This is a genomic window from Pseudomonas sp. SJZ077, from assembly GCF_007993905.1.
GTDB lineage: Bacteria > Pseudomonadota > Gammaproteobacteria > Pseudomonadales > Pseudomonadaceae > Aquipseudomonas > Aquipseudomonas mandelii.
In genome coordinates, this window is the sequence record NZ_VIUJ01000002.1 from 643,622 (window position 1) to 666,413 (window position 22,792).

At 59.2% G+C, this 22,792-nt stretch carries 22 protein-coding genes; 8 read left to right on the forward strand and 14 right to left on the reverse strand.

Features of this window, described 5'->3' with window-relative positions; translation table 11 throughout:
- The first annotated feature begins 4 nt into the window (after positions 1-4).
- Positions 5-721: a PA5502 family lipoprotein gene (locus FBY01_RS06660; RefSeq protein WP_102594700.1), complete on the forward strand. Its 717-nt coding sequence runs from the start codon at positions 5-7 to the stop codon at positions 719-721.
- A 122-nt stretch (positions 722-843) separates the two neighbouring features.
- On the opposite strand, the gene katE is transcribed toward FBY01_RS06660, so the two are convergent.
- The gene (katE, locus tag FBY01_RS06665) at positions 844-2,982 is read right to left on the reverse strand and encodes a catalase HPII (protein ID WP_145306398.1); all 2,139 of its coding nucleotides are present in this window, start codon (positions 2,980-2,982) and stop codon (positions 844-846) included.
- Positions 2,983-3,242: 260 nt separating this feature from the next.
- Here katE and FBY01_RS06670 point away from each other — a divergent pair, with 260 nt between their 5' ends.
- From FBY01_RS06670 to FBY01_RS06680, 3 genes are all read left to right on the forward strand, one after another.
- A complete protein-coding gene (locus FBY01_RS06670) occupies positions 3,243-4,250 on the forward strand; it encodes a methionine ABC transporter ATP-binding protein (protein WP_010465641.1) in 1,008 nt (335 codons plus the stop codon).
- On the forward strand, positions 4,250-4,924 hold the full coding sequence (locus tag FBY01_RS06675; protein WP_010465643.1) for a methionine ABC transporter permease: 675 nt from the start codon (positions 4,250-4,252) through the stop codon (positions 4,922-4,924). The genes FBY01_RS06670 and FBY01_RS06675 overlap by 1 nt, the downstream gene beginning before the upstream one ends.
- A 91-nt stretch (positions 4,925-5,015) precedes the next feature.
- Positions 5,016-5,786 (forward strand): MetQ/NlpA family ABC transporter substrate-binding protein, encoded by a 771-nt coding sequence (locus FBY01_RS06680; RefSeq protein WP_145306396.1) that lies wholly within the window; start codon positions 5,016-5,018, stop codon positions 5,784-5,786.
- 151 nt (positions 5,787-5,937) lie between these two features.
- Here the strand turns inward: FBY01_RS06680 and FBY01_RS06685 are convergent, their stop codons facing one another.
- From FBY01_RS06685 to FBY01_RS06705, 5 genes are read right to left on the reverse strand one after another with little or no spacing between them, the layout of a single operon-like run.
- Positions 5,938-6,573 (reverse strand): SCO family protein, encoded by a 636-nt coding sequence (locus tag FBY01_RS06685; protein WP_010465646.1) that lies wholly within the window; start codon positions 6,571-6,573, stop codon positions 5,938-5,940.
- Complete coding sequence (cyoE, locus tag FBY01_RS06690) at positions 6,570-7,469, reverse strand: heme o synthase (RefSeq protein WP_083375341.1); 900 nt, start codon at positions 7,467-7,469, stop codon at positions 6,570-6,572. Before cyoE ends, FBY01_RS06685 begins: the two co-directional genes overlap by 4 nt.
- Positions 7,457-8,536: a heme A synthase gene (locus FBY01_RS06695; protein WP_145306394.1), complete on the reverse strand. Its 1,080-nt coding sequence runs from the start codon at positions 8,534-8,536 to the stop codon at positions 7,457-7,459. Before FBY01_RS06695 ends, cyoE begins: the two co-directional genes overlap by 13 nt.
- Positions 8,537-8,546: 10 nt before the next feature.
- Complete coding sequence (locus tag FBY01_RS06700; RefSeq protein ID WP_042932974.1) at positions 8,547-9,140, reverse strand: hypothetical protein; 594 nt, start codon at positions 9,138-9,140, stop codon at positions 8,547-8,549.
- Entirely contained in the window at positions 9,106-9,846 is a 741-nt protein-coding gene (locus FBY01_RS06705) for an SURF1 family protein (RefSeq protein WP_077748826.1), read from the reverse strand. Before FBY01_RS06705 ends, FBY01_RS06700 begins: the two co-directional genes overlap by 35 nt.
- 70 nt (positions 9,847-9,916) lie before the next feature.
- Between FBY01_RS06705 and FBY01_RS06710 the strand changes: the two genes are divergently transcribed.
- Positions 9,917-10,120, forward strand: coding sequence for a twin transmembrane helix small protein (locus FBY01_RS06710; RefSeq protein ID WP_010465658.1), 204 nt, complete (start codon positions 9,917-9,919; stop codon positions 10,118-10,120).
- Positions 10,121-10,124: 4 nt separating this feature from the next.
- Here FBY01_RS06710 and FBY01_RS06715 read toward each other — a convergent pair whose 3' ends face one another.
- From FBY01_RS06715 to coxB, 4 genes are all read right to left on the reverse strand, one after another.
- Positions 10,125-11,012: a cytochrome c oxidase subunit 3 gene (locus FBY01_RS06715; protein WP_010465659.1), complete on the reverse strand. Its 888-nt coding sequence runs from the start codon at positions 11,010-11,012 to the stop codon at positions 10,125-10,127.
- A gap of 25 nt (positions 11,013-11,037) precedes the next feature.
- Positions 11,038-11,589, reverse strand: coding sequence for a cytochrome c oxidase assembly protein (locus tag FBY01_RS06720; RefSeq protein WP_010465661.1), 552 nt, complete (start codon positions 11,587-11,589; stop codon positions 11,038-11,040).
- Positions 11,590-11,715: 126 nt separating this feature from the next.
- Entirely contained in the window at positions 11,716-13,302 is a 1,587-nt protein-coding gene (gene ctaD, locus FBY01_RS06725; RefSeq protein ID WP_010465663.1) for a cytochrome c oxidase subunit I, read from the reverse strand.
- An 82-nt stretch (positions 13,303-13,384) separates the two neighbouring features.
- Complete coding sequence (gene coxB, locus FBY01_RS06730; RefSeq protein ID WP_010465665.1) at positions 13,385-14,512, reverse strand: cytochrome c oxidase subunit II; 1,128 nt, start codon at positions 14,510-14,512, stop codon at positions 13,385-13,387.
- Between the two features lie 372 nt (positions 14,513-14,884).
- Between coxB and FBY01_RS06735 the strand changes: the two genes are divergently transcribed.
- On the forward strand, positions 14,885-15,535 hold the full coding sequence (locus tag FBY01_RS06735) for a hypothetical protein (RefSeq protein ID WP_010465667.1): 651 nt from the start codon (positions 14,885-14,887) through the stop codon (positions 15,533-15,535).
- Positions 15,536-15,657: 122 nt separating this feature from the next.
- On the opposite strand, the gene FBY01_RS06740 is transcribed toward FBY01_RS06735, so the two are convergent.
- The 3 genes from FBY01_RS06740 to FBY01_RS06750 all read right to left on the reverse strand — a co-directional run bounded on the left by FBY01_RS06740 (position 15,658) and on the right by FBY01_RS06750 (position 19,302).
- Positions 15,658-17,184, reverse strand: coding sequence for a SulP family inorganic anion transporter (locus tag FBY01_RS06740; protein WP_010465670.1), 1,527 nt, complete (start codon positions 17,182-17,184; stop codon positions 15,658-15,660).
- An 84-nt stretch (positions 17,185-17,268) separates the two neighbouring features.
- Entirely contained in the window at positions 17,269-18,000 is a 732-nt protein-coding gene (locus tag FBY01_RS06745; RefSeq protein ID WP_010465672.1) for a carbonic anhydrase, read from the reverse strand.
- 243 nt (positions 18,001-18,243) lie between these two features.
- Positions 18,244-19,302, reverse strand: coding sequence for a PA0069 family radical SAM protein (locus tag FBY01_RS06750; protein WP_145306392.1), 1,059 nt, complete (start codon positions 19,300-19,302; stop codon positions 18,244-18,246).
- Positions 19,303-19,524: 222 nt separating this feature from the next.
- Here FBY01_RS06750 and FBY01_RS06755 point away from each other — a divergent pair, with 222 nt between their 5' ends.
- Entirely contained in the window at positions 19,525-19,827 is a 303-nt protein-coding gene (locus tag FBY01_RS06755; protein ID WP_145306390.1) for a hypothetical protein, read from the forward strand.
- A gap of 234 nt (positions 19,828-20,061) precedes the next feature.
- Complete coding sequence (locus FBY01_RS06760; protein ID WP_145306388.1) at positions 20,062-20,709, forward strand: dual specificity protein phosphatase family protein; 648 nt, start codon at positions 20,062-20,064, stop codon at positions 20,707-20,709.
- A gap of 3 nt (positions 20,710-20,712) precedes the next feature.
- On the opposite strand, the gene FBY01_RS06765 is transcribed toward FBY01_RS06760, so the two are convergent.
- A complete protein-coding gene (locus tag FBY01_RS06765; RefSeq protein WP_145306386.1) occupies positions 20,713-22,761 on the reverse strand; it encodes a M3 family metallopeptidase in 2,049 nt (682 codons plus the stop codon).
- Positions 22,762-22,792 lie beyond the last annotated feature (31 nt).

The window sequence follows — 22,792 nt, forward strand, 5'->3', positions numbered from 1 at the left end:
AGGAATGAAGCTGTCAGCCTCCCGTTATCTGCTCCTTGTCGCATTTTCGCTGCTACTGGGCGCTTGCCAAAGCACGCCATCGGCCACCACTGCGGCGACCGATGCCCGGGCCACGGCCATCGCGCAGCTGGAACAAAACCTGGCCAGCAGCGAGCTGGCCACCGCCGAAGACCAGTTGGCGACCTTGCAGGCCCAGTCGCCAGACGATCCGTCCCTCGTGCACTATCAGCGGCAATTGGCCGAAGCCTATCTGCGTCGCAGCCAGATCGTGCTGCAAAAAGGCGATGTGAATGCGGCCGCTACGGCGCTGGCCCGGGCCCGGGCATTAATGCCAAAGGCTCCGGCGCTGACGGGTGGGGTCAACAACGCCATCGTCAATGCCCGTAAAGCTGAACTGGACAGGGCTGAAGCGGCGCTCATGGCAGCCGAGGCCAAGCCACCGGCCAAAGTCATTGATCCTACGGCTGAGAGCACCACAATTGCCTTGAACCTCACGGATATGAGCAAACTTCGCCGTCAATTGGATGCGATTGCCGCCGATGTGGTGAATTACCAGTGCGATGTCAGCATTCAGGCGCCGCGTACCCAGGATTACCCATGGTTGGCGACGTTGCTGACTAAACGGGTGAAGAAGCTGGATTCGGAGTTCGATCTGAATCTGCAGAAGCAGATCCTGCGCAACGTTCCGGCGCAGATCGTCTTGAGTCCGCGTAAACCCTGAAAGCGTCGCGAGCAGGCTCGCTCTCACAGTGAATTGGGGTTGATTACACTTTCTATGATCAAACCCAAACCCTGTGGGAGCGAGCCTGCTCGCGAAGGCGCCCTCCCTAACAATACAAAACCTTAAGCCGGAATCGCCTTGGCCTTCGGCTCCCGATCCCAAACCCGATGCTGCCCGATGGCGGCAAAGAACGGTTTGATCAACTGGGCATCCGCACCCACGACCAGCCCCGCATCCACCTCAAGCTTCAACACGTCCAGCAACTGCTTCGCCTCGCCATGCAGCGCAATCGCTTTCAAGTGTTTGTATGCTTCCAACAGGTAATGCAGCGCTACGCCATCGCCACTCAACGCCTTGATCGACGCCGCGCCACCGGGTACGAACACCGCATCGAATGCCACCGAAGGCAAGCCTTCCATCGAAGCGTCCACCGGCAGTGTCTTGCCATCGACGGTGGTCACTGGCGCGGAAGTCGGGCCAAGCAGCTTGGCGTGCGCACCTTCTGCCTTCAGCGCCTTCTTCATCGCATCAATCGCAGCACCATCGACACCGTTGGCCGCCAGAATCGCCACTTTCCGCGTTTTGATATCCCCCGGCAGCAGGTTGGCCTGGCTCAAGGCCGGTGAGCGATCGAGTGAAGTTTTACGCACTTCGACGGTGCCAGCCTTCGGCGCCGGCAAACCAAGGTTCTGCGCCACACGTTTGGCCAGTTCCAGATCGATATTGGCCAGGATCTCGTTCACCTGACGTGCACGGATGAATTCACGCTCAACCTTGCCCAGCTCAAAGCTGTACGCCGAGATGATGTGTTCCTGCTCGTGCTTGCTCATGCTGTGGAAAAACAGGCGCGCCTGGGAGAAATGATCGCCGAACGACTCGCTGCGCTGGCGAATCTTGTTGGCGTCGATGCGCTCTGGATAGGTCTCGAATCCACCGTCCTGCGCGGCAGGCGGCGTTTCTTTCGGCCAACCGCCATCGATGGAATTCGGCTCGTAGGAGGCGCGCCCCTTGTCGATGGTGGTGCGATGCAGCGCATCCCGCTGGCCGTTATGGAAGGGTGCTACGGGACGGTTGATCGGGATCTCGTGAAAATTCGGCCCACCGAGTCGGCTGATCTGCGTATCGGTGTAGGAAAACAGCCGCCCTTGCAGCAGCGGATCATTGGAGAAGTCGATGCCCGGCACGATATGGCCCGGGCAGAACGCAACCTGCTCGGTTTCGGCGAAGAAATTATCCGGGTTGCGGTTGAGCACCATCTTGCCCAGCGGGGTAATGGGCACCAGTTCTTCCGGGATCAGTTTGGTCGGGTCGAGGATGTCGAAGTCGAAGTTATGTTCGTTTTCTTCTTCGATGACCTGCACGCCCAACTCCCACTCCGGGTAGTCGCCCATCTCGATCGACTCCCACAGATCGCGGCGGTGGTAATCGGTGTCTTTACCGGCGAGCTTCTGCGCTTCATCCCACACCAGTGAGCAAGTACCGGCGGTAGGGCGCCAGTGGAATTTGACGAAGCGTGATTTTCCTTCGGCATTGATCAAGCGGAACGTGTGTACGCCAAAGCCCTGCATGCTGCGCAGGCTTTTCGGGATCGCCCGGTCGGACATGGCCCAGATCACCATGTGCGCCGACTCTGGCACCAGCGAGACGAAATCCCAGAAGGTGTCGTGAGCCGAGCCGCCGGTAGGGATCTCGTTGTGTGGCTCCGGTTTCACCGCGTGCACGAAGTCAGGGAACTTGATTGCATCCTGAATGAAAAACACCGGCATGTTATTGCCCACCAGGTCGAAGTTGCCCTCGTCGGTGAAGAACTTCACGGCGAAACCTCGCACGTCCCGCACGGTATCGCCTGACCCACGCGGGCCCTGCACCGTGGAAAAGCGCACGAAGACCGGGGTTTTCTTGCCGGGATCTTGTAGGAAACCGGCTTTGGTCAGTACGGAATGGTTTTCATAGGTCTGGAAAAAACCATGAGCGCCAGTGCCCCGTGCATGGACGATGCGCTCTGGAATGCGCTCATGGTCAAAATGCGTGATTTTTTCACGCATGATGAAGTCTTCCAGCAACGACGGCCCGCGCGCGCCGACCTTCAACGTGTTCTGGTTGTCCGAAACCTTCACGCCCTGATTGGTGCGCAGGGCTTGTTCGGTGGCGTCGGAGCGAAACTTTTCCAGGCTCTCGAGCTTGGCATTGGTGTTGCCGCGGTCCAGGGTATCGGTCCCGGCCAGTGCGCTTTTAGGTGCGGCAGGCTTTTTAGTACTCATCAGTCGTAAACTCCTCGTTGCGATCCCGTAGCCAGGACTTATGTGCATTCCCCAGGCACGGCACCGGGGGCGTTTTCGAGTTGCCTTATTAGTGACTGGCGAGCTTTTTAGCCGTTCCTTTTTTCTAACCTTCGATCGCGTTATTGCCAAATGGAAGGTTGAATGCGGAATAAATGCTAATAACCTCTATACGGACAGGCTAAAATGCGCGCCCGGCTAACCGCTGACCCTTTTCCAACGCGCCCCACAAGGTTCGCTACGTGATCGAGTTTCAAAACGTCCACAAAACCTACCGCGTCGCCGGTAAGGATATTCCCGCCCTGCACCCGACCAGTCTGACGATTGAGAACGGTCAGGTCTTCGGCCTGATCGGTCACTCCGGCGCGGGAAAAAGTACCCTGCTGCGTCTGATCAATCGCCTGGAAGAGTCCAGCGGCGGCAAGATCTTCGTCGACGGCGAAGAAGTCACCGCGCTCGACGCCAACAGCCTGCGCCGCTTCCGCCAGCAGGTCGGGATGATTTTCCAGCACTTCAACCTGCTGGCGTCCAAGACCGTGGCCGACAACGTCGCGCTGCCGCTGACCCTGGCCGGTGAACTGTCGCGCAGCGAGATTGACCAGCGTGTCGCCGAGTTGCTGGCGCGGGTCGGTCTGTCCGACCACGCCAAAAAGTACCCGGCGCAGCTGTCCGGCGGCCAGAAGCAGCGCGTCGGCATTGCCCGCGCCCTGGCGACCAAGCCAAAAATCCTGCTGTGCGACGAAGCCACCAGCGCCCTGGACCCGCAGACCACGGCGTCGGTCCTGCAATTGCTGGCTGAGATCAATCGCGAGCTGAAACTGACCATCGTCCTGATTACCCACGAGATGGACGTGATCCGCCGGGTCTGCGACCAGGTCGCCGTAATGGACGCGGGTGTGATCGTCGAGCAAGGTTCGGTGGCCCAGGTGTTCCTGCATCCGAAACACCCGACCACCAAACGTTTCGTGCAAGAAGACGAGCAGATCGATGAAAGCGAACAGCGTGACGACTTCTCCCATGTGCCGGGCCGCATCGTGCGTCTGACCTTCCAGGGCGAAGCGACCTACGCACCACTGTTGGGGACCGTCGCTCGGGAAACGGGCGTGGACTACAGCATCCTGGCCGGTCGTATCGACCGCATCAAAGACGTCCCTTACGGGCAATTGACCCTGGCTGTTACCGGTGGCGACATGGAGGCGGCGTTCGCCCACTTCACCGCGGCTGACGTCCACATGGAGGTCCTGCGCTGATGGAAGTCCTGACAAGTTTCTTCGTCAACATCGACTGGTTCGAAATCTGGCTGGCTACCGGCGATACCCTGCTGATGCTCTTCGGTTCGTTGTTGTTCACCGTGTTGCTCGGCCTCCCGCTGGGCGTGTTGTTGTTCCTGTGCAGTCCGCGTCAGTTGCTGGAATCCAGAACGCTATACGCCGTGCTGTCGCTGGTGGTGAACATCCTGCGTTCGCTGCCGTTCATCATTTTGCTGATCGTGATGATCCCGTTCACCGTGCTGATCACCGGCACCTCGCTCGGCGTCGCCGGTGCGATCCCGCCGCTGGTAGTGGGTGCCACGCCGTTCTTCGGGCGACTGGTGGAAACCGCCCTGCGTGAAGTGGATCGCGGCATCATCGAAGCCACCCAGGCCATGGGTGCGACGACCCGGCAGATCATCATCAACGCCCTACTGCCAGAAGCCCGCCCGGGCATTTACGCGGCGATTACGGTGACGGCTATTACACTGGTGTCCTACACGGCGATGGCCGGTGTGGTCGGTGCCGGTGGGTTGGGCGACCTGGCGATCCGTTTTGGTTATCAGCGTTTCCAGACCGATGTGATGATCGTCACCGTGGTGCTGTTGCTGGTGCTGGTGCAGGTTCTGCAAATGGTTGGTGACAAACTGGTCGTCCATTTCTCCAGAAAATAAACAGTTCTCGTAAACAAGACATGAGCCGGCCATTCGCTGGCAGGCGCCAAATCCAGGCGCCGCAAGCGGGTACCCACAAGGAGTTAGCTGAATGAAAAAACTACTCGTCGCGTTCGCAGCCGTTGCAGCGTTTTCCGCTCACGCTGACACTCTGACCGTTGCAGCCACCCCGGTGCCGCACGCGGAAATCCTCGAATTCGTCAAACCGGCCCTGGCCAAAGACGGCGTGGACCTGAAGGTCAAAGTGTTCACTGACTACATCCAGCCAAACGTGCAGGTTGCCGAAAAACGCCTGGACGCCAACTTCTTCCAGCACCAGCCGTACCTCGATGAGTTCAACAAGGCCAAGGGCACCAACCTGGTCGCCGTTGCTGGCGTACACCTGGAACCGCTGGGCGCTTACTCCAGCAAGTACAAGGCCCTGACCGAACTGCCAGGCGGCGCCAACGTGGTGATCCCGAACGACGCCACCAATGGCGGCCGTGCACTGTTGCTGCTGGCCAAGGCCGGCCTGATCAAGTTGAAGGATTCCAACAACATCCTCTCGACGGTCAAGGACATCACCGAGAACACCAAGGACCTGAAATTCCGTGAGCTGGAAGCCGCGACCATCCCGCGCGTGCTGACCCAGGTCGACCTGGCGCTGATCAACACCAACTACGCGCTGGAAGCCAAGCTCGATCCGTCCAAGGATGCACTGGTCATCGAAGGCAACGACTCGCCTTACGTGAACATCCTCGTAGCCCGCCCGGACGACAAGGACAGCGAAGACATGAAGAAACTGATTGCTGCCCTGCACAGCCCGGAAGTGAAGGCCTTTATCCTCGAGAAGTACAAAGGCGCGGTATTGCCGGCGTTCTGATCTGAGTCGTTAACAAAAAATGGGGCGCATCGAATGCGCCCCATTTTTTTATGCCTGAAACACCGTCCCCTGTAGGAGCCAGGCTTGCCGGCGACGGCGATCTCACGGGCGCTTTCGCCGGCAAGCCTGGCTCCTACAGGGGGCGTGGTGTTTATTTGCGGTTGAGCATCACCGGCAACTGCGCCACCAACTTGGCGTTATTCAGCGGTGCACGAATGAAGCCACGCTGTGTCCCGTCCGGCCCGATCACCGCGAGGTTGCCGCTGTGATCAACCGTGTAATTCGGCTTGCTGGTGTCTGCCGGAATGAACGGAATGCTCACCGCATTGGCCAGTTTCTGAATGTCTTCAATCGACGAAGGCGTCAGGCCTGTGAACTGCGGATCGAAGTAGCCCAGGTACTGCTTGAGCTGCTTGGGCGTGTCGCGGTTCGGGTCGACGCTGACCAGGATGATCTGCAACTTCGCCACAGCCTCTGGCGGCAGTTCACTTTTGATCTGGCGCAGCTGGGCGAGGGTGGTCGGGCAGATGTCGGGGCAGAAGGTGTAGCCGAAGAACAACAGTGACCATTTGTCTTTCAGCTCGTTGACCATCACCGGCTTGCCGTCCTGATCGGTCATCGTCACGTTTGGCAGATTGCGGCTTTGCGGCAGCAAAATGATCCCGGCATCGATCAATGCCGTCGGATCGCCCTGGCCTTTTCCGGACAGCACTTTGTTGATGGTCAGGCCCAGAACCAGCGCGATCAGGGCGACGAGGATAAAGACGGTTTTCTGAGTTCGAGTCATAGGTTCAACAGTAAGTAGTGGTCTACGAGCAGCGCGATAAACAGCAGGAACAAGTAGTAGATAGAGTACTTGAAGGTGTTGATCGCCGCGTGCGGCCGAGTGCCACGGTACAGCACCACGGCCCATTGCAGAAACCTTGCGCCCAGTCCCAGGGCGCAAATCAGGTAAAGCATGCCGCTCATGTGGATCACGTAGGGCATCAGGCTGACCGCCAGCAGCGCGAAGGTATAAAGCAGGATGTGGACCTTGGTGTAATGCTCGCCATGGGTCACCGGCAACATCGGGATGTTGGCCTTGGCATATTCCTCTTTGCGGTGAATGGCCAGGGCCCAGAAGTGAGGCGGAGTCCAGGCGAAAATGATCAACACCAGCAACAAGGGTTCGGCGCTGACATGACCGGTGGCCGCGGTCCAGCCGAGCAACGGCGGGGCAGCGCCGGCCAGGCCACCGATAACGATGTTCTGCGGCGTAGCGCGCTTCAGGAAACCGGTATAGATCACCGCATAACCGAGCAAGGACGCGAGGGTCAGCCAGGCCGTCAGCGCATTGGTGAAGGCCAGCAGTACGGCTTGCCCAAGCACCGCCAATACCAGGGCAAATGTCAGCGCCGCCGCAGGTGAAACCCGCCCTTCAGCCAAGGGACGTTTGTGGGTACGCGCCATCACTGCATCGATACGCCGGTCCACCACATGATTCACCGCCGCCGCACCCCCGGCACACAACGCGATCCCCAGGTTGCCGAACACCAGCACCGTCCACGGCACCCCGGCGCGGGTCGCGAGGAACATGCCGACCAGCGAGGTGATGAGCATCAGCACCACCACTTTCGGCTTGGTCAGCTCCAGGTAGTCACGCCAGATCGCCTGACTGTGACGTTCGCCGATCAGAGTCGCCATGGCATCTCTCCTTTTATTGTTATGGGCCCGGCTGAGTGTTTACGCGGGCTGAACCGCCAGCGTGCAAGGTTTTGCTGTTTGACCCGAACCAGGCTGGTTCGCGCGTGATAATTGACCAGCACCATCGTGAGCAACAGCGCTGCGCCCCCCGCGTTGTGCGCGACCGCAACAGGCAGCGGCAGGTGGAACAAGACGTTGCTGATGCCGAGGGTGATTTGGGCCGCAAGGGCGATCAGCACCATTCCGGCCAAGCGCGTCATGCCAACCACTTTCAGTTGCCAGGCCAGCCCCAGCAGCACGAGCGTCACCAGCAACGCGCCGATGCGGTGAGTCAGATGGATCGCTGTGCGGGCATCACTGTCCAGTTGCCCGCCCAGGTAATTGGGGCCGATGTGTTGGGTCAGGTGAAAACCATTGGCGAAATCAGCCGGTGGCAGCCATTGCCCATGGCAGGTCGGGAAGTCGATGCAAGCCACGGCTGCATAGTTGGAACTGACCCAGCCCCCGAGGGCGATTTGCAGGATTACCAGCAGCAACCCGGCCGTCGCCCAATGCTGCAAACGCCGTGGCACGGTCAGCGCCGGCAGTACGCCGGACAGGCGCAAGGTCAGCAAAAACAGCAGGCTCAAGGTCGCAAAACCGCCGAGCAAATGCCCGGTCACCACCTGCGGCCAGAGCTTGAGCGTCACCGTCCACATGCCGAACGCCGCTTGGGCGATGACAACCACCAGCAGAAACAGCGGCAGCTTCACCGGTTGCCCCGGATGACGACGATGCACCCAGGCGCGACCGGCCAGCACTGAAATCAACAACCCGAGGGTGCCGGCGAAATAGCGGTGGATCATCTCGTTCCAGCCTTTGTGGGCTTCGACGGGTGCATCGGGAAAATGCAATTCGGCATGGGCCAGTTGGGCTTCGCTTTTCGGCACGCTGATAAAGCCGTAGCAACCCGGCCAGTCCGGGCAGCCGAGGCCGGCGTGGGTCAGGCGGGTGTAGGCGCCGAGCAACACCACAATCAGTGCCAGCAAGGTGGCAAACAGCGCGAGGCGAAATCCAGGTTTGGCCATGACGATGCCCTTATCCGATGTTCGACAGTTTCAGCAAATGACGCAGGTCGTTGAGCAGGTCCTTACCCTTCACCGTCGGGTCGTAGCGCAGCACCAGATTGCCGTGCGGGTCGATGATCCACAGTTGCGGTGCGGTTTTGCCTCCCGCTGTTTTGGTGAAAGTGGTCAGGTCCATTGGGTAGCGTTGCAGTTGCGGGTATTCGCGGGTCAGCTTGGCGTCGTAATCGGCCGCCAACGGTTGGGCCGCGGCCAGGGCGTGACTGGCACGCCCGGCATCGCGACCGAGGCCGATCTGGATCTGCCGCGCCAGATAAACCAGCTGCTGGCAGTCCACCGAACACTCCTTGGGCGCCGTGACCAGCAATTGCCAACGGTCCTCCTGCGCTTGCACGCCAAGGTCGGCGCGAGTCTGGCCGTTGCCGATCAGCTCGCCGTGATAACTGCGGCCTTCCGGCACCCAGAACTGCAACTTGTACATACCCGTGGCGAGGATCATCGGACCGATCACCCCCAGCAGGATCAGCAATAACTGCAACCGGCCCTTGCGCCGACTCGCCGGCGTTTTCGCCTCAGACATGCTGGGTGGATTCATGGCCGCTCCCATGGTGTTTCTCCTTTGCGTTGTGCCAGCCGAGATAGAGATAAAGGCCGAACAGGGCGATCGACATGGCGAACCACTGCACGGCATAAGCGATATGTTTTTCCGGCCCCATGGCCACTACCGGCCAATCGGCCTGGTAGGACGCGGGGCCGGCTTCTGCGCGTAATTCATAGGCAAAACCGTCACGGTCGAGCGCCGTCCACAGCTTGGCGGGTTCGACGGCAGTGATCAGTTGTGGCCAGGTGGCGGTGCTCGGGTCGGCGTGCAATTGGAAGGTGGCGCCGGGGGAGACGTAGACCCAGGCATCCAGGCTCAGGGCCTGAGTCGGTGTCGTGAACTGCGGCGGGGTTCGCCGATCCGGCCACGGCAGCCAGCCGCGATTGACCAGCAACCAGAGCCCGGTCGCCTGGTCCTGAAACGGTTGCAGCAGTTCGACGCCGACCTTGCCGTCGCGCTGGCGGTTATCCAGCAGCAGGCTGTGTGCGGCATCGAACTGGCCGTGAATTTGAACCCGGCGAAAGGCTGGATCGTCGGTGTGTAGCAGCTCGGTGCTGGCCATCGGTTCAGCCGTGCGGCGCTCGGCGTAGCTTTGCAGCAGCGCGCTTTTCTCCGCGCCCCGGCTCAATTGCCAGAACCCCAGTGACACCAGCATGGGCAATAGAAGTGCGACCACCAGGGTCGGCACGATGCCCGGCCGGAAGCGCTTCATGGCGTCGCCAGAAAGTCGCTGGTTGCGATAGCTATACTCAAGTGCATCGCCTTTCCCCCGGAGTCCCACCATGCTCAAAGCAGCCATCGTCCTGATGCTGATTGCCACGGTTGTCAGCCTGTTCAGCGGCCTGTTTTTTCTGGTCAAGGACGACAGCAGCTCGAACCGCCTCGTCATTGCCTTGAGTGTTCGTGTTGCCCTGGCCGCTATCACCGTCGGCTTGATTGCCTGGGGTTTTTTCAGCGGCCAGTTGGTTTCTAGTGCGCCTTGGTAAAGCCTCAGAGCACGTAGACGAAAACGAACAGCCCGATCCACACCACGTCCACGAAGTGCCAATACCAACTCGCCGCTTCAAACGCGAACTGGTGCTCGTTATCGAAGTGCCCGCGCATGATCCGCATCAGCATCACAAACAGAATGATGGTGCCGATGGTCACGTGGGCGCCGTGGAACCCGGTGAGCATGAAGAACGTCGCGCCGTAGATGCCGGAACCCAGGGTCAGGCCCAGTTCGCGATAGGCGTGGATATATTCTTCGGCCTGAAAACCGAGGAACGCACAGCCGAGCAAGACAGTGATCGCCAGCCAGATTTTCAGCGCACCGCGATGGCCCTTTTTCAAAGCGTGGTGGGCGATGGTCACGGTGACGCTGGAGCTCACGAGCAACACGGTATTGAGCAGCGGCAGGCCCCAGGGGCTGATAACGTCCTTGGGTGCCGGGAAGAGTTTCGGATCCGGGTTGTTCAACAACGGCCAGACGAACTCGAAGTTCGGCCACAGCATGTGCGCCAGGCCTTTCGCGCCTTCACCGCCGAGCGCCGGACCGGACACATGCCGCACATAAAACAGTGCACCGAAGAAGGCGATGAAGAACATCACCTCCGAAAAGATGAACCAGCTCATGCCCCAGCGGAACGAGCGATCCATCTGGGCGCTGTACAACCCGCTGCGACTTTCCTTGATTACCGTGCCGAACCAGCCGAACAGCATGTAAGCCAACAGCAGGCCGCCGACGAAAAAGATCAGCGGGCCGTGGGATTCCGGCCGCGCAGCCTTCAGGTCGTTGAACCAGGTGGCCAGGCCGAACACGGTGACGAACATGCCGACGGTGGCGATGATCGGCCATTTGCTCTGGGCCGGTACGTAATAGTGTTCATGAGTTGCCATTTATTGTTCTCCTTATCGGGCACGCTCAGCCGCCAGTGTTTACAGCTACCGGTGGATGTCGGGCGGTGATATCGAACAGCGTGTAGGACAGCGTCAGGTGCTTCACTTCCTTGGGCATGTCGCGGTCAACGATGAAACGTACCGGCATCTCGATCCGTTGACCGGGCTGCAGCACTTGCTGGGTAAAGCAGAAACATTCGGTCTTGTGGAAGTACGCTGCCGCGTTGCTGGGTGCGATGCTCGGCACTGCCTGGGCGCTCATCGGTTTGTCGGTCGGGTTGTGCGCGATAAAAATCATCTCGTTCACTGCCCCCGGGTTGGCCGTCAGTTCGTCACTTTTGGGATAGAAATCCCAGGACATGTCGGCGGAATTGGTCGACAGGAACTGCACGCGCACCTGCCGCGAAGTGTCGACCGTCTGCTCGCCCTCGTACTGCCCGGCGGTCTTGCCATTGATGCCGAACGCCTTGCACATCACGTCATAGATCGGCACCAGGGCAAACCCGAAGATAAACATCGCCACCACCACCAGCAGCAGGCGAGTGACCAGCTTCTTCATCGAAATCGAGTCAGCCATGGTTTCCAACCTCTTCGCCGAACCCTGTGGGAGCGAGCCTGCTCGCGAAGCAAACACCGCGGTTTAACAGGCAGACCGCGTCATCGTTCTTCGCGAGCAGGCTCGCTCCCACATAGGTTTGTGTGTTCATTTCACTTCCGGCGGCGTAGTGAAGGTGTGATACGGCGCTGGTGACGGAATGCTCCACTCCAGGCCTTCCGCGCCATCCCACGGTTTGGCGGGTGCTGGCGGGCCGCCGCGGATGGTCTTGATTACGATGAACAGGAAGAAGATCTGCGTGGCGCCGAACATGAACGCACCAATCGACGACACCATGTTGAAGTCGGCGAATTGCAGGTTGTAGTCCGGAATCCGCCGCGGCATGCCCGCCAGGCCCACGAAGTGCATCGGGAAGAACGCCATGTTCATGCCGATGAACGAGAGCCAGAAATGCAGCTTGCCGAGGGTTTCGTCGTACATGTGGCCGGTCCATTTCGGCAACCAATAGTAGGCCGACGCGAAGATCCCGAAGATCGCCCCCGGCACCAATACATAGTGGAAATGCGCGACCACGAAGTAGGTGTCCTGGTACTGGAAGTCCGCCGGGGCAATGGCAAGCATCAGCCCGGAGAAGCCGCCGATGGAGAACAGGATCACGAACGCCACCGCGAACAGCATCGGTGTCTCGAAGGTCAGCGAGCCTTGCCACATGGTGCTGGCCCAGTTGAACACTTTCACCCCGGTTGGCACCGCGATCAGCAGTGTGGCGTACATGAAGAACAACTCGCCCACCAGCGGAATGCCGACCACGAACATGTGGTGCGCCCAGACGATGAACGACAGGAACGCGATGCTCGCCGTGGCGTAGACCATCGAGGTGTAGCCAAACAGCGGCTTGCGCGAGAAGGTCGGGATGATCGAGCTGACGGCACCGAAGGCCGGCAGGATCATGATGTACACCTCGGGGTGACCGAAGAACCAGAACACATGCTGGAACAACACCGGGTCCCCGCCACCGGCGGCACTGAAGAAGCTGGTGCCGAAGTGGATGTCCATCAGCATCATCGTCACGCACCCGGCCAGCACCGGCATCACCGCGATCAGCAGGAAAGCGGTGATCAGCCACGTCCAGACGAACAGCGGCATCTTCATCAACGTCATGCCGGGGGCGCGCAGGTTGAGGATGGTGGCAATCACGTTGATCGCACCCATGATCGAACTGATCCCCATCAAGTGGATGGCGAAGATGAAGAACGTCACGCTTTCCGGTGCATAGGTCGTCGACAGCGGGGCGTAGAACGTCCAGCCGAAGTTCGGTCCGCCACCGGGGGTGAACAGGGTCGACACCAGCAGGATGAACGCCGCCGGCAACAGCCAGAAGCTGAAGTTGTTCATCCGTGGCAGGGCCATGTCGGGTGCGCCGATCATCAACGGGATCATCCAGTTGGCGAGGCCGACGAACGCCGGCATCACCGCGCCGAACACCATGACCAGACCATGCATGGTCGTCATCTGGTTGAAGAATTCCGGCTGGACGATTTGCAGTCCCGGCTGGAACAGCTCGGCGCGAATCACCATCGCGAACGAGCCACCCAACAGGAACATGGAAAACGCAAACCACAGGTACAGCGTGCCGATGTCCTTGTGGTTGGTGGTCAGCACCCAACGCATCAGGCCTTTGGCGGGACCGTGGGCGTGATCGGCATGACCATGGTCATCGATGACGGCGCTCATGGCGTGTCTCCTGCAAACAGATGGGCTGGGCAGGCCGGGGCGCGCTGCCCCGACCGGTTCCTTGGTTGCGCAATAGAGCGGGTCATTTGCTTTCCGCCTGTTTCAGCTCCAGCACTTCTTTAGGAGTGACCATGTCGCCTTTGTTGTTGCCCCAGGCGTTACGTTCGTAGGTCACCACCGCCGCGATATCGACTTCCGAGAGCTGCTTGCCGAACGCCGCCATCGCGGTCCCCGGCTTGCCGTGGTAGACAATGCTCAGGTGACCTTCCTTCGGTCCGGTGGCGATTTTCGAGCCTTTGAGCGCCGGGAACATCGGCGGCAAGCCCTGACCTTCGGCCTGGTGACAGGCGACGCAGGCGGTGTGATAGACCTTGTCGCCGCGCTCCTTGAGCTCGTCGAGGGTCCATTCCTTGCTGGTCAGTTCTTTAAGCTGCAGGGATTCGGCCTTGCGTTCGGCCAGCCATTTTTCGTAATCGGCCTTTTCCTTGACCTCGACCACGATCGGCATGAAGCCATGGTCCTTGCCGCACAGTTCGGCGCACTGGCCACGGTAGATGCCGGGTTTGTCGACGCGGGTCCAGGCTTCGTTGACGAACCCGGGAATCGCATCGCGCTTGACCGCAAAGGCCGGCACCCACCAGGAGTGAATAACATCGGCGGACGTCACGAGGAAACGCACCTTGGCGCCAATCGGCAGCACTAAAGGCTTGTCGACCTCAAGCAAGTAATGCTCGCCCTTGGTTTCCTTGTTGTGGATCTGGTCGGCAGGGGTCGTCAGGTTGCTGAAGAATTCGACGTCCTGGCCCAGGTATTTGTAGTGCCACTTCCACTGATAGCCGGTGACCTGGATATCGATATCCGGCTCACTGGCGTCGTACATCTTGATCAGGGTTGCCGTCGCAGGAACCGCCATGGCCACCAGAATCAGGAAGGGCACGATGGTCCAGAGGATTTCGACGGTGGTGCTTTCATGAAATTTTGCGGCCACCTGCCCGGTGGAGCGGCGGTGGACCATCATCGACCAGAACATGGCGCCGAAGACGATGATGCCGATCACTACACAGATCCAGAAAATGGTCATGTGCAGGTCAAATACTGCGTGACTGATTTCAGTCGCTCCCGGCGCCATATTCACAGTCCAGGCGGCTTGCGCCTGGCTGAAAATCGACCACAACAGGAGGCCCATCCAGACGTGTGGATGTCGCATCATTGCGGGTTCCCCTTATCGTTCTTGTTATCCCGCCGGCTTTCACCTGCGGCAAGGGAGCGGCTTTTTCAGACTACGAAACTTGAATCGCCGAGCCTTGCTGCGTGTGCAGTCGGGCGTCATCAGCTAACTCCATTCCCACCCGAGTATAGACAGCGACTGCTACCTCGCAACGTGATGGCGTAAATGATCTGAAACAGCTGGGACTTGCGTTCAAGGTCACGAATGGAGAAGGATGCAGACGAGTGGTGGCAAATCGATATAACGGAGGCGTCTCAAGGATGAAACAATTATGACAAATGCGTCTTAGCATTTTTCATAAGCCAGCTAAGTTATGTCTTCCCTATTTCATTGCCTTTGTTTCCTGGAGTTTTCATGAACACCGCCGCATTGCGCGAGCAGATCCAAAAAGCCCAACAACACGAGGCCGAGACCGGCCTGCTGACTCGTCAGCTTGAAACTCAATTGCCACACCTTCACTCCGCCATCCAATTGCCGGATGCCGACGCCAACGGCGTGATGACGCGTTTTGTGGCCGCGTATATAGAGCAAGTGCCAGACCTGCTGGACGCAGCCAATGAAGTCGCCAGGGAAGCGGGTATCGAATCACAGATCAAGCCGGTGCTGACGATCGCCGAGCAGTTCTTCCTCCAGCCACCGGCAATCATGGCCGGTCATGTCGGCCTGGACAGCCTGCTGGATGAAGCCTATCTGGCGCATCGGTTGGTGGAAGAGGTCAATGACCTGTACATCAAGCATTTTGGCCAGCCACTGATCCCCTTGGACATGACGGTCGCCAACCTGATTGCTCACCAACTGATCGGCGAGGATTTTGCCAACCAACTGGATGAGGCGGTGCATCACGCTGTGGATGAGATGCTCAATGAAGACAGTTTCGCGCTGGAGTCCGTGGAGGCCTACCGCGAAAAACTCAACAGCCCGGACACCGGCGCCGCCTGGAAGCGCTGGCCGTGCCTGTCGCGCCAGCTGGGCGTAGGGCTGGAGCTGGATCAGCCGGCGGCTTGATTCTTTAGAATCAGCACCGTCCCCTGTGGGAACGAGCCTGCTCGCGATTGCGATATGTCATTCAACATTTATGTCGATTGATACACCGCCTTCGCGAGCAGGCTCGCACACATTGGTTACTTCTACGCCGTAGAGCCCACTCCGGAGGTGGTTCGTAAACGCCCCTCCAACCGACGCTTCAACCCCCGCGCTTCAATAATCAGCTTCGACCCCTTGGCCGCATTGGCCCGACCCCATTCCTCAAGCAACTCCAGACACGAGTGATCGATGTAGCTCAGGTTATTGAGCGGCACATGCACCGTCGCGCCTGGGGGAATGGTCCCCAGCACCTGGGTCAACGCCGGCACCTTGAGAAAGGTTGCGGCCCCCGTCAGTCGTAACTCCATCTCACCGTCGGCCGGCAGGTCGATCAGGCTGATTTTCAACCGCGAGGCCTTCCAGGCCAGTTTGGCCAGGGTCAACCCGAAGCCGATCAGCACGCCGGTCAACAGGTCGGTGAAGATGATTGCCAGCGCTGTCGCCGCGTAGGTGAACATCGGCATCCGGCCATAACGGCCCAGACCGCGAAAGGCCTTGAGGTCGACCAGTTTGAAACCGGTGTACACCAGCACACCCGCCAGGCTTGCCACCGGAATGCTTTGCAGCACGCTGGACAGCAACAACACGAAAGCCAGCAACCACAGACCGTGGAAGATCGCCGACATTCGCGTGGTGGCGCCAGCCTGGACGTTGGCCGAGCTACGCACGATCACGCCGGTCATGGGCAGCGCGCCAAGCAGGCCGCAGAGCATGTTGCCGACGCCCTGTGCCGACAACTCCCGATCGAAATCGGAGCGCTGGCCGCTGTGCATGCGATCCACCGCCGCTGCGGAGAGCAGGGTCTCGGCGCTGGCGATGAAGGCCACGGCGAAAGCGGCGATCAATAACGTCGGGTCGGCCAGATTGAGCAAGTCGGCAGGCTTCAGCCAGTCGATGGCTTCTGCCAGGTTGGCCGGGACTTCCACGCGTTTGACCTGCAAGGCGAGCATCAGGCTGGCCACCGTCGCCAGACCTACGCCAAGCAGCGCGCCGGGTATGAAGCGAAGGGAGTGCGGACGGAATTTTTCCCACAGCCACATCACCGCAATCGTCGACAGGCCAAGCAACCCAGCCTGCCAGCCAAGGGAAGGCAAGGCCTGGATCACGGCCGCCGGGAAGGCTGCGAGGTTATCCAGCCCCGAAGGCTTGGGCACGGCGTCCAGCATCACATGCACTTGCGACAACACGATCAGCACGCCAATCCCGGCGAGCATGCCGTACACCACCGCTGGCGCCGTAACCCGAAACCAGCAACCCAGCTTGAAGCGCCCGGCCATCAGTTGCAGAAAACCCGCCAACAGCAGGATGGGACCGAGCATGGCAACACCATGCTGGCGCACCAGTTCAAAAACCAGCACCGCCAGACCCGCCGCCGGGCCGCTGACTTGCAGAGGCGAACCTGCAAGCCAACCGACGACCAGTCCACCGATGATCCCGGTGATCAAACCCTTGGCCGGCGGCAGGCCCGAGGCGATGGCGATGCCCATGCACAAGGGCAGGGCGACCAGAAACACAACCACGGACGCCAGCAGCTCCCGTGGCAGAACAGCTTTGAGTTGAGCAGCACGCATGGTGACTCTCCCGAAGTTTTCTTCAGGCGTGGCAAAGCCAGGCTGCTTGATCAGCAACCTCGGCTAAACCACACCTGGGAGGATTTAGAAGCGCGCTTTGGGCGTCGCCACGGGGATCGGATGGCTGCCATCAAGCGGCAGGAAACACCCTTTGTCCGCGTCGTAAGCTCTGATTTCGCTGGTTTCGATGTTGTAGATCCAGCCATGGATAAACAGCTGACCGTTAGCCATGCGCGAGGCGACCGAAGGGTGCGTGCGCAAATGCTGAAGCTGGGCGATCACGTTTTCTTCGGTGAGGACATGCATGCTTTCGCTTTCGTCAGCGCAATGGCAGTTTTCCTGGACCATCGATTTCGCCACTTCGGCATGACGCAGCCAGGCTTTGACCGTGGGCATTTTTTCCAGGCTTTGCGGGTTGAGCACGGCGCGCATCGCGCCACAGTCGGAGTGCCCGCAAATGATGATGTGCTGTACGCCGAGGGCCAGGACCGCGTATTCGATGGCCGTGGAAACACCGCCGTTCATCTGCCCATAAGGCGGCACAACGTTGCCGACGTTACGGGTCACGAACAGGTCGCCGGGGGCGCTTTGGGTGATCAGTTCAGGAACGATGCGCGAATCGGCGCAGGCGATAAACATCGCTCGAGGGCTCTGAGCCGTGGCGAGTTTTTTGAAGAGTTCTTCCTGCTGGGGAAAAACTTCGTGATGAAAATGCAAAAAGCCGTCAACGATATGCTTCAGCGCTGCATCGGCGGTTTCCGCCTCGGGTTGGGCTGAAGCCGACGCAGCCAACGGCTGTTTATCCTTGTCACTCATGATTCATCCTCTTTGGCGGAGTCAGGGAATTTTCCCGTTTTGTCCGGTGTGAAGCCAGTGGCTGTTTAAAAAACATCCAGGCCGAAGATCTCGACCCGTCAGTCACTCGATGAACAAGGTATCTGTCGAAACTTAACTCAAACTGAATCAAGCGCTCTAGAACGTGTGTTCCAGGTCACAAAAAACGTGACCAGCCTAATGGCCAAGTGCTTTTCCTCCTACTCAACCATAGGCCAATTGTCCTCAAATCAACGACATCTGGCGACCTGGCGGACAGAAGGCGTCGCAGTCCAGGTTAAAACCTTCGCGATGATTGAGCCCCAACCGTTTGATCGATTTGGCAAAGCGTTGCGCCAACAGATCGGCAAACGGCCCCTCTCCGCGCATTCGGGCTCCGAACCGACTGTCGTAGAGCTCCCCGCCACGGCTCTGGCGGATCAGGCTCAACACATGAGCGGCACGCTGCGGATAGTGGGCGGCCAGCCATTCTTCGAACAGCGGCGCCACTTCCAGCGGCAGCCGCAACATCATATAGGCGGCGCTCTGGGCACCGGCAGCATGGGCTTCGTTGAGCAGGCTTTCGAGTTCGCTGTCGTTGATCATCGGAATCATCGGCGAACACAGCACGCCCACCGGTATCCCGGCTTCGCGCATGACCCGGATGGCACGTAGCCGGGCCTTGGGCGCAGCCGCGCGCGGTTCGAGGATGCGTTTGAGTTCATCGTCGAGGGTGGTGAGGCTGATCATCACCGCCACCAGCCGTTGCTCGGCGAGTTCGGCCAGCAGATCCAGGTCCCGAAGAATCAGCGAGCCCTTTGTAATGATGGTCACCGGATGCCGATAACGCAGTAGCACTTCAAGGGTCTTGCGGGTGATTTTGTGTTCGCGCTCGATCGGCTGGTAGGGATCGGTGTTGGAGCCCAGATTGATCGGCGCGCATTGATAGCCGCGCTTGGACAGCTGTTCTTCCAGCACATCGGCGGCGTTGGTCTTGGCGATCAGTTTGGTTTCGAAATCGAGCCCGGGTGACATGTCCCAATAGGCATGGCTGGGGCGCGCGTAGCAGTAGATGCAACCGTGCTCGCAGCCACGATAGGGATTGATCGAGCGATCAAAAGGCAGGTCCGGGGAAGTGTTGCGGGTGATGATGGTTTTCGCCGTTTCGATGCGCACTTCCGTGCCCTGGGTGATCGGCGCTTCCTGATACCAGCCGTCATCCTCGGCCACCGAGCGATTCGGCGCGAAGCGGTTGTGCGGGTTGGTTGCGGTGCCGCGACCGCGAGGTGGCAGAGGAGTAGCCATCGACATGATCCTTAAGCTGTATATTCATACAGTAAATGACCGCAGCCGAATAGGCCAGTGCCGTTCGGCGCCTGAACATTTTTCAATTGACTAGTTGTCTCTTATTAGTGAGTTTCTTGTAATTATGAGAAACAGATAGAAAGTGGCTTAGTTAAAAGCGGTCGGTATTATTGCGCTTCGCACGAAGTTGTCGTGTTATCACTATTAAAAGGATTTGGTTTGATGTCGAATTACAATCAGCGTGGTGTTTTTCTTCAACTGCTGACCCCGTCCACTTCTAGTCCGAAAGAAGTTCGGGTGTCCATGCAGTTTGCTTTGAAAGAAGAAGGTTACGACCCGGAAAACCGTAGCGCCACATACTCCCTGCTGGATTCGACCTCCCGCGAGGCTGTGTCGAATGATGGCGGCGTGACCTTCACCATGGGAAACACACCTGATGTGGACGGTGATGGTGATTTCGACGCGCAGGACAAGGCTGTTCTGATTGCGCTGGCGAAAGCGTATTCGAAAATCATCAATCCTTGATTACTATCGAGTACCTGCAACTTATAAGTTGGGGTGTGAGTGTACGTTAACCAGGGTTGAATAAAGCGATACGGAAATCTGTATCGCTTTTTTGTTGCTCGTTACTTACCCTGACTAAGCCAGGTGCGAACGGTTCAATTCACGATTCTTTGACAGCTGACTCACAGGACTTTGACTGCCCAGTGTCGAAACTATGCGGCATCTAACCACCTTTCCCCACACGGTCGTCCGAGCATGTCACGATTGCGCCTTTTACCTGCGACATTCCTGTTGTCGCTGGCCACCCTTTTTAATCTGACACTGGCCTGCGCAGATGAAACCGCCCCACCCCGCCCGGCGGAATGGGCTCAATCGGTCGAGGTGCAATACAACCTCTACCAAATGACCCCGACGCTTTACCGCAGCGCCTTGCCCGACAGCGGTGCCGTACCGTTGTTGAAGAAACTCAACGTCGCGACCGTCATCAATTTTTTGCCCGAGTCGGATTCAAGCTGGCTGTCCACGCCGGGCATTGCCCAGGTGCAGTTGCCCTACCGCACCAATCACGTGGATGACGCGGACGTACTCAAGGCCCTGCGTGCCATCCAGACCGCCGAATCCCACGGCCCGGTGCTCATGCATTGCAAACACGGTTCGGACCGCACCGGCCTGATGGCGGCGATGTATCGGGTGGTGGTGCAAGGCTGGAGCAAGGAAGACGCCCTGAACGAGATGACCCAAGGCGGCTTTGGTGACAGCACCCATTTCAAGGACGGTGTGCGTTACATGATGCAGGCCGATGCCGACAAGCTTCGGACCGCGCTCGCCAACGGCGATTGCAGCACCAGTCCGTTTGCGGCCTGTTCCATGAAGAGTTGGTTCCAGTCCGCCCACGTCGAATAAGCATCAGTTCAGTGGGCAGCGGCTGCTGGACGGCGTTGCGAAAAAGCTGTCGGCGATCGGTTGTCCGAGGAATTCTTCCAGGGCGACCAATAGCGATCGCGAATCCCCCGGCGAAAAAAAGGCTTCGCGAAAGGCCTTGCCGGTTTGCGGGTTGAATACCCACTCGCGTTGAAACCGTTTGAACACCTCGGTCGCCAGTACACCCGACCATTTGTAGGCGTAAACCGACGCTGCGTACCCGGTCACCAGGTAATCGAAGCTGTTGGCGAACCGACAGTAAGGCGGCAGTTGCAGGTGAGGGATCTCGCGCTGCACGTCGTCGAAGATCTGTTCAACGCTTCGGCCATCGCCTTGGCTGCGGTGCAATTCGAAGTCAAACAACGCGGACATTAACAGCTCTGCGGTTTGCCGGCTGGTCTGGGTCTGGATGGCTGCCAATGCGGCGTCGACTCGCGCTTCGGCCAGGCGCTCGCCGGTCTGGTGGTGAGCAGCCAGCCACAGCAGAAACTCCCCTGACAGGCACCAAAGCTCGAACAATTGCCCGGTGAACTCTGCCGAGTCGCGTCCCAGCTGGGTGATACCGGACAGGCGATGGTGAGGCGAGCGGGTCAGAACGTGCTGCAGGCAATGGCCGAACTCATGGAACAAAACCCGCAGGTCCTTATGAGCGAGAAGGCAAGGATGCTCGGCAATTCCGGGCGTGAAGTTGCCATGAAGCACGGCGATCGGCAGCGTCAATCGACCTTCGGCGTTCACCCGTCGATTACGTGGCGTGGCGGTCCAGGCAAAGTCCGGCGCTTCGTCCCGATGAAAAGGGTCGAGGTAAATGTACCCGACGACCTGGCCATGCTCGCTGATTTCAAACAGACGCACGTTGTCATGCCAGCGACTGCACTCTTTCTGTTCGACGATCCGGATGCCAAACATGCGCTCGCTGAACAGGCAGAGCCGCTGCAAAGTCCCGTCCAGTGGAAAGTACGTTCGCAGGTTTTTCAGCGCCCCGCCGAGACGTTGCTGGCGCAATTGTTCGGCGAGAAACTCGTGGTCCCAAGGGGCAACTTCAGTCATGCCGCGCTCAAGCGCAATCGTCTTGAGTTCTTGTGCGTCCTTCTCGAGTTCCGGTGTTGCCTGCACGATTTGCCGCCGCAGGAAACCGGTGACTTGCTCGGTGGACTCGGCCATTTCCGTTACGAGGCTGAGTTGCGCAAAGTTCTCATACCCCAGCAACCTGGCTTTCTGATGACGCATGGACAACAGCAGCTCCAGCACCGGACCATTATCGAATTGCCGGTCGTGGGGGCCTTGATCGGAAGCCCGGGTGGAGTAAGCGACAAAGTATTCTTCGCGCAGGGATCGGTCTTCGGCATAGGCCATGACACGAGTGTAGGTGTCCTGGTCCAGACGCATCAGCCAGCCGTCGTGCCCTGCCTGTTGCGCGTTGACTGCCAGACGCTCCAGTGTCGCCGCAGACAAACCGCGCAACTGCGAGACGTCATCGATGCGCTTGCTCCAGGCTGCGCTGGCGCCTTCCAGGTTGGTCAGGAACAGGCTTTGCAGCACCCCGATGTCACGATTCAGCCGGGCCAGCGTCTGCTGTTGTTCGATGGGCAAGTCGATGCCGGACAAGCGAAACCGGCGCAGAATTTTGTTCAAAACCGCTTTGCGCGGTTCATCGTAATTCGCCGCAGCGGGACTTTGCGCCAGCCGCTGATAAGCCCGGAACAGTGCGTGATTACCCATCTTTTCAGATTTGTACTGCGCAGCGGCATCACGGCAAGTCCCGCTGGCTGCGTCCCAGGCCTTACCCTCATGTTTCACCATTGAAAGGGTTTCGATGACGCCCATGGCCTCATCCAGGCGCGCATCGGTTTCATCAACGGCCAATACCAGATCATCCCAGTTCGGGATCGTGGATTGGCTCGCGATAATCCCGGCAATGGCCTTGCGGTTGTCGGCAACAAGGGTGTCGATGGCATGCACCAGGTGCTCGGCGCGGATGTCCGGCCAGGGCGGCAGGTCCCAGTGTTGTAGCAGCGGATTGTTATCAGGCATGGCGTCTTCCTTGAGTAGGGCTGAAGGATTC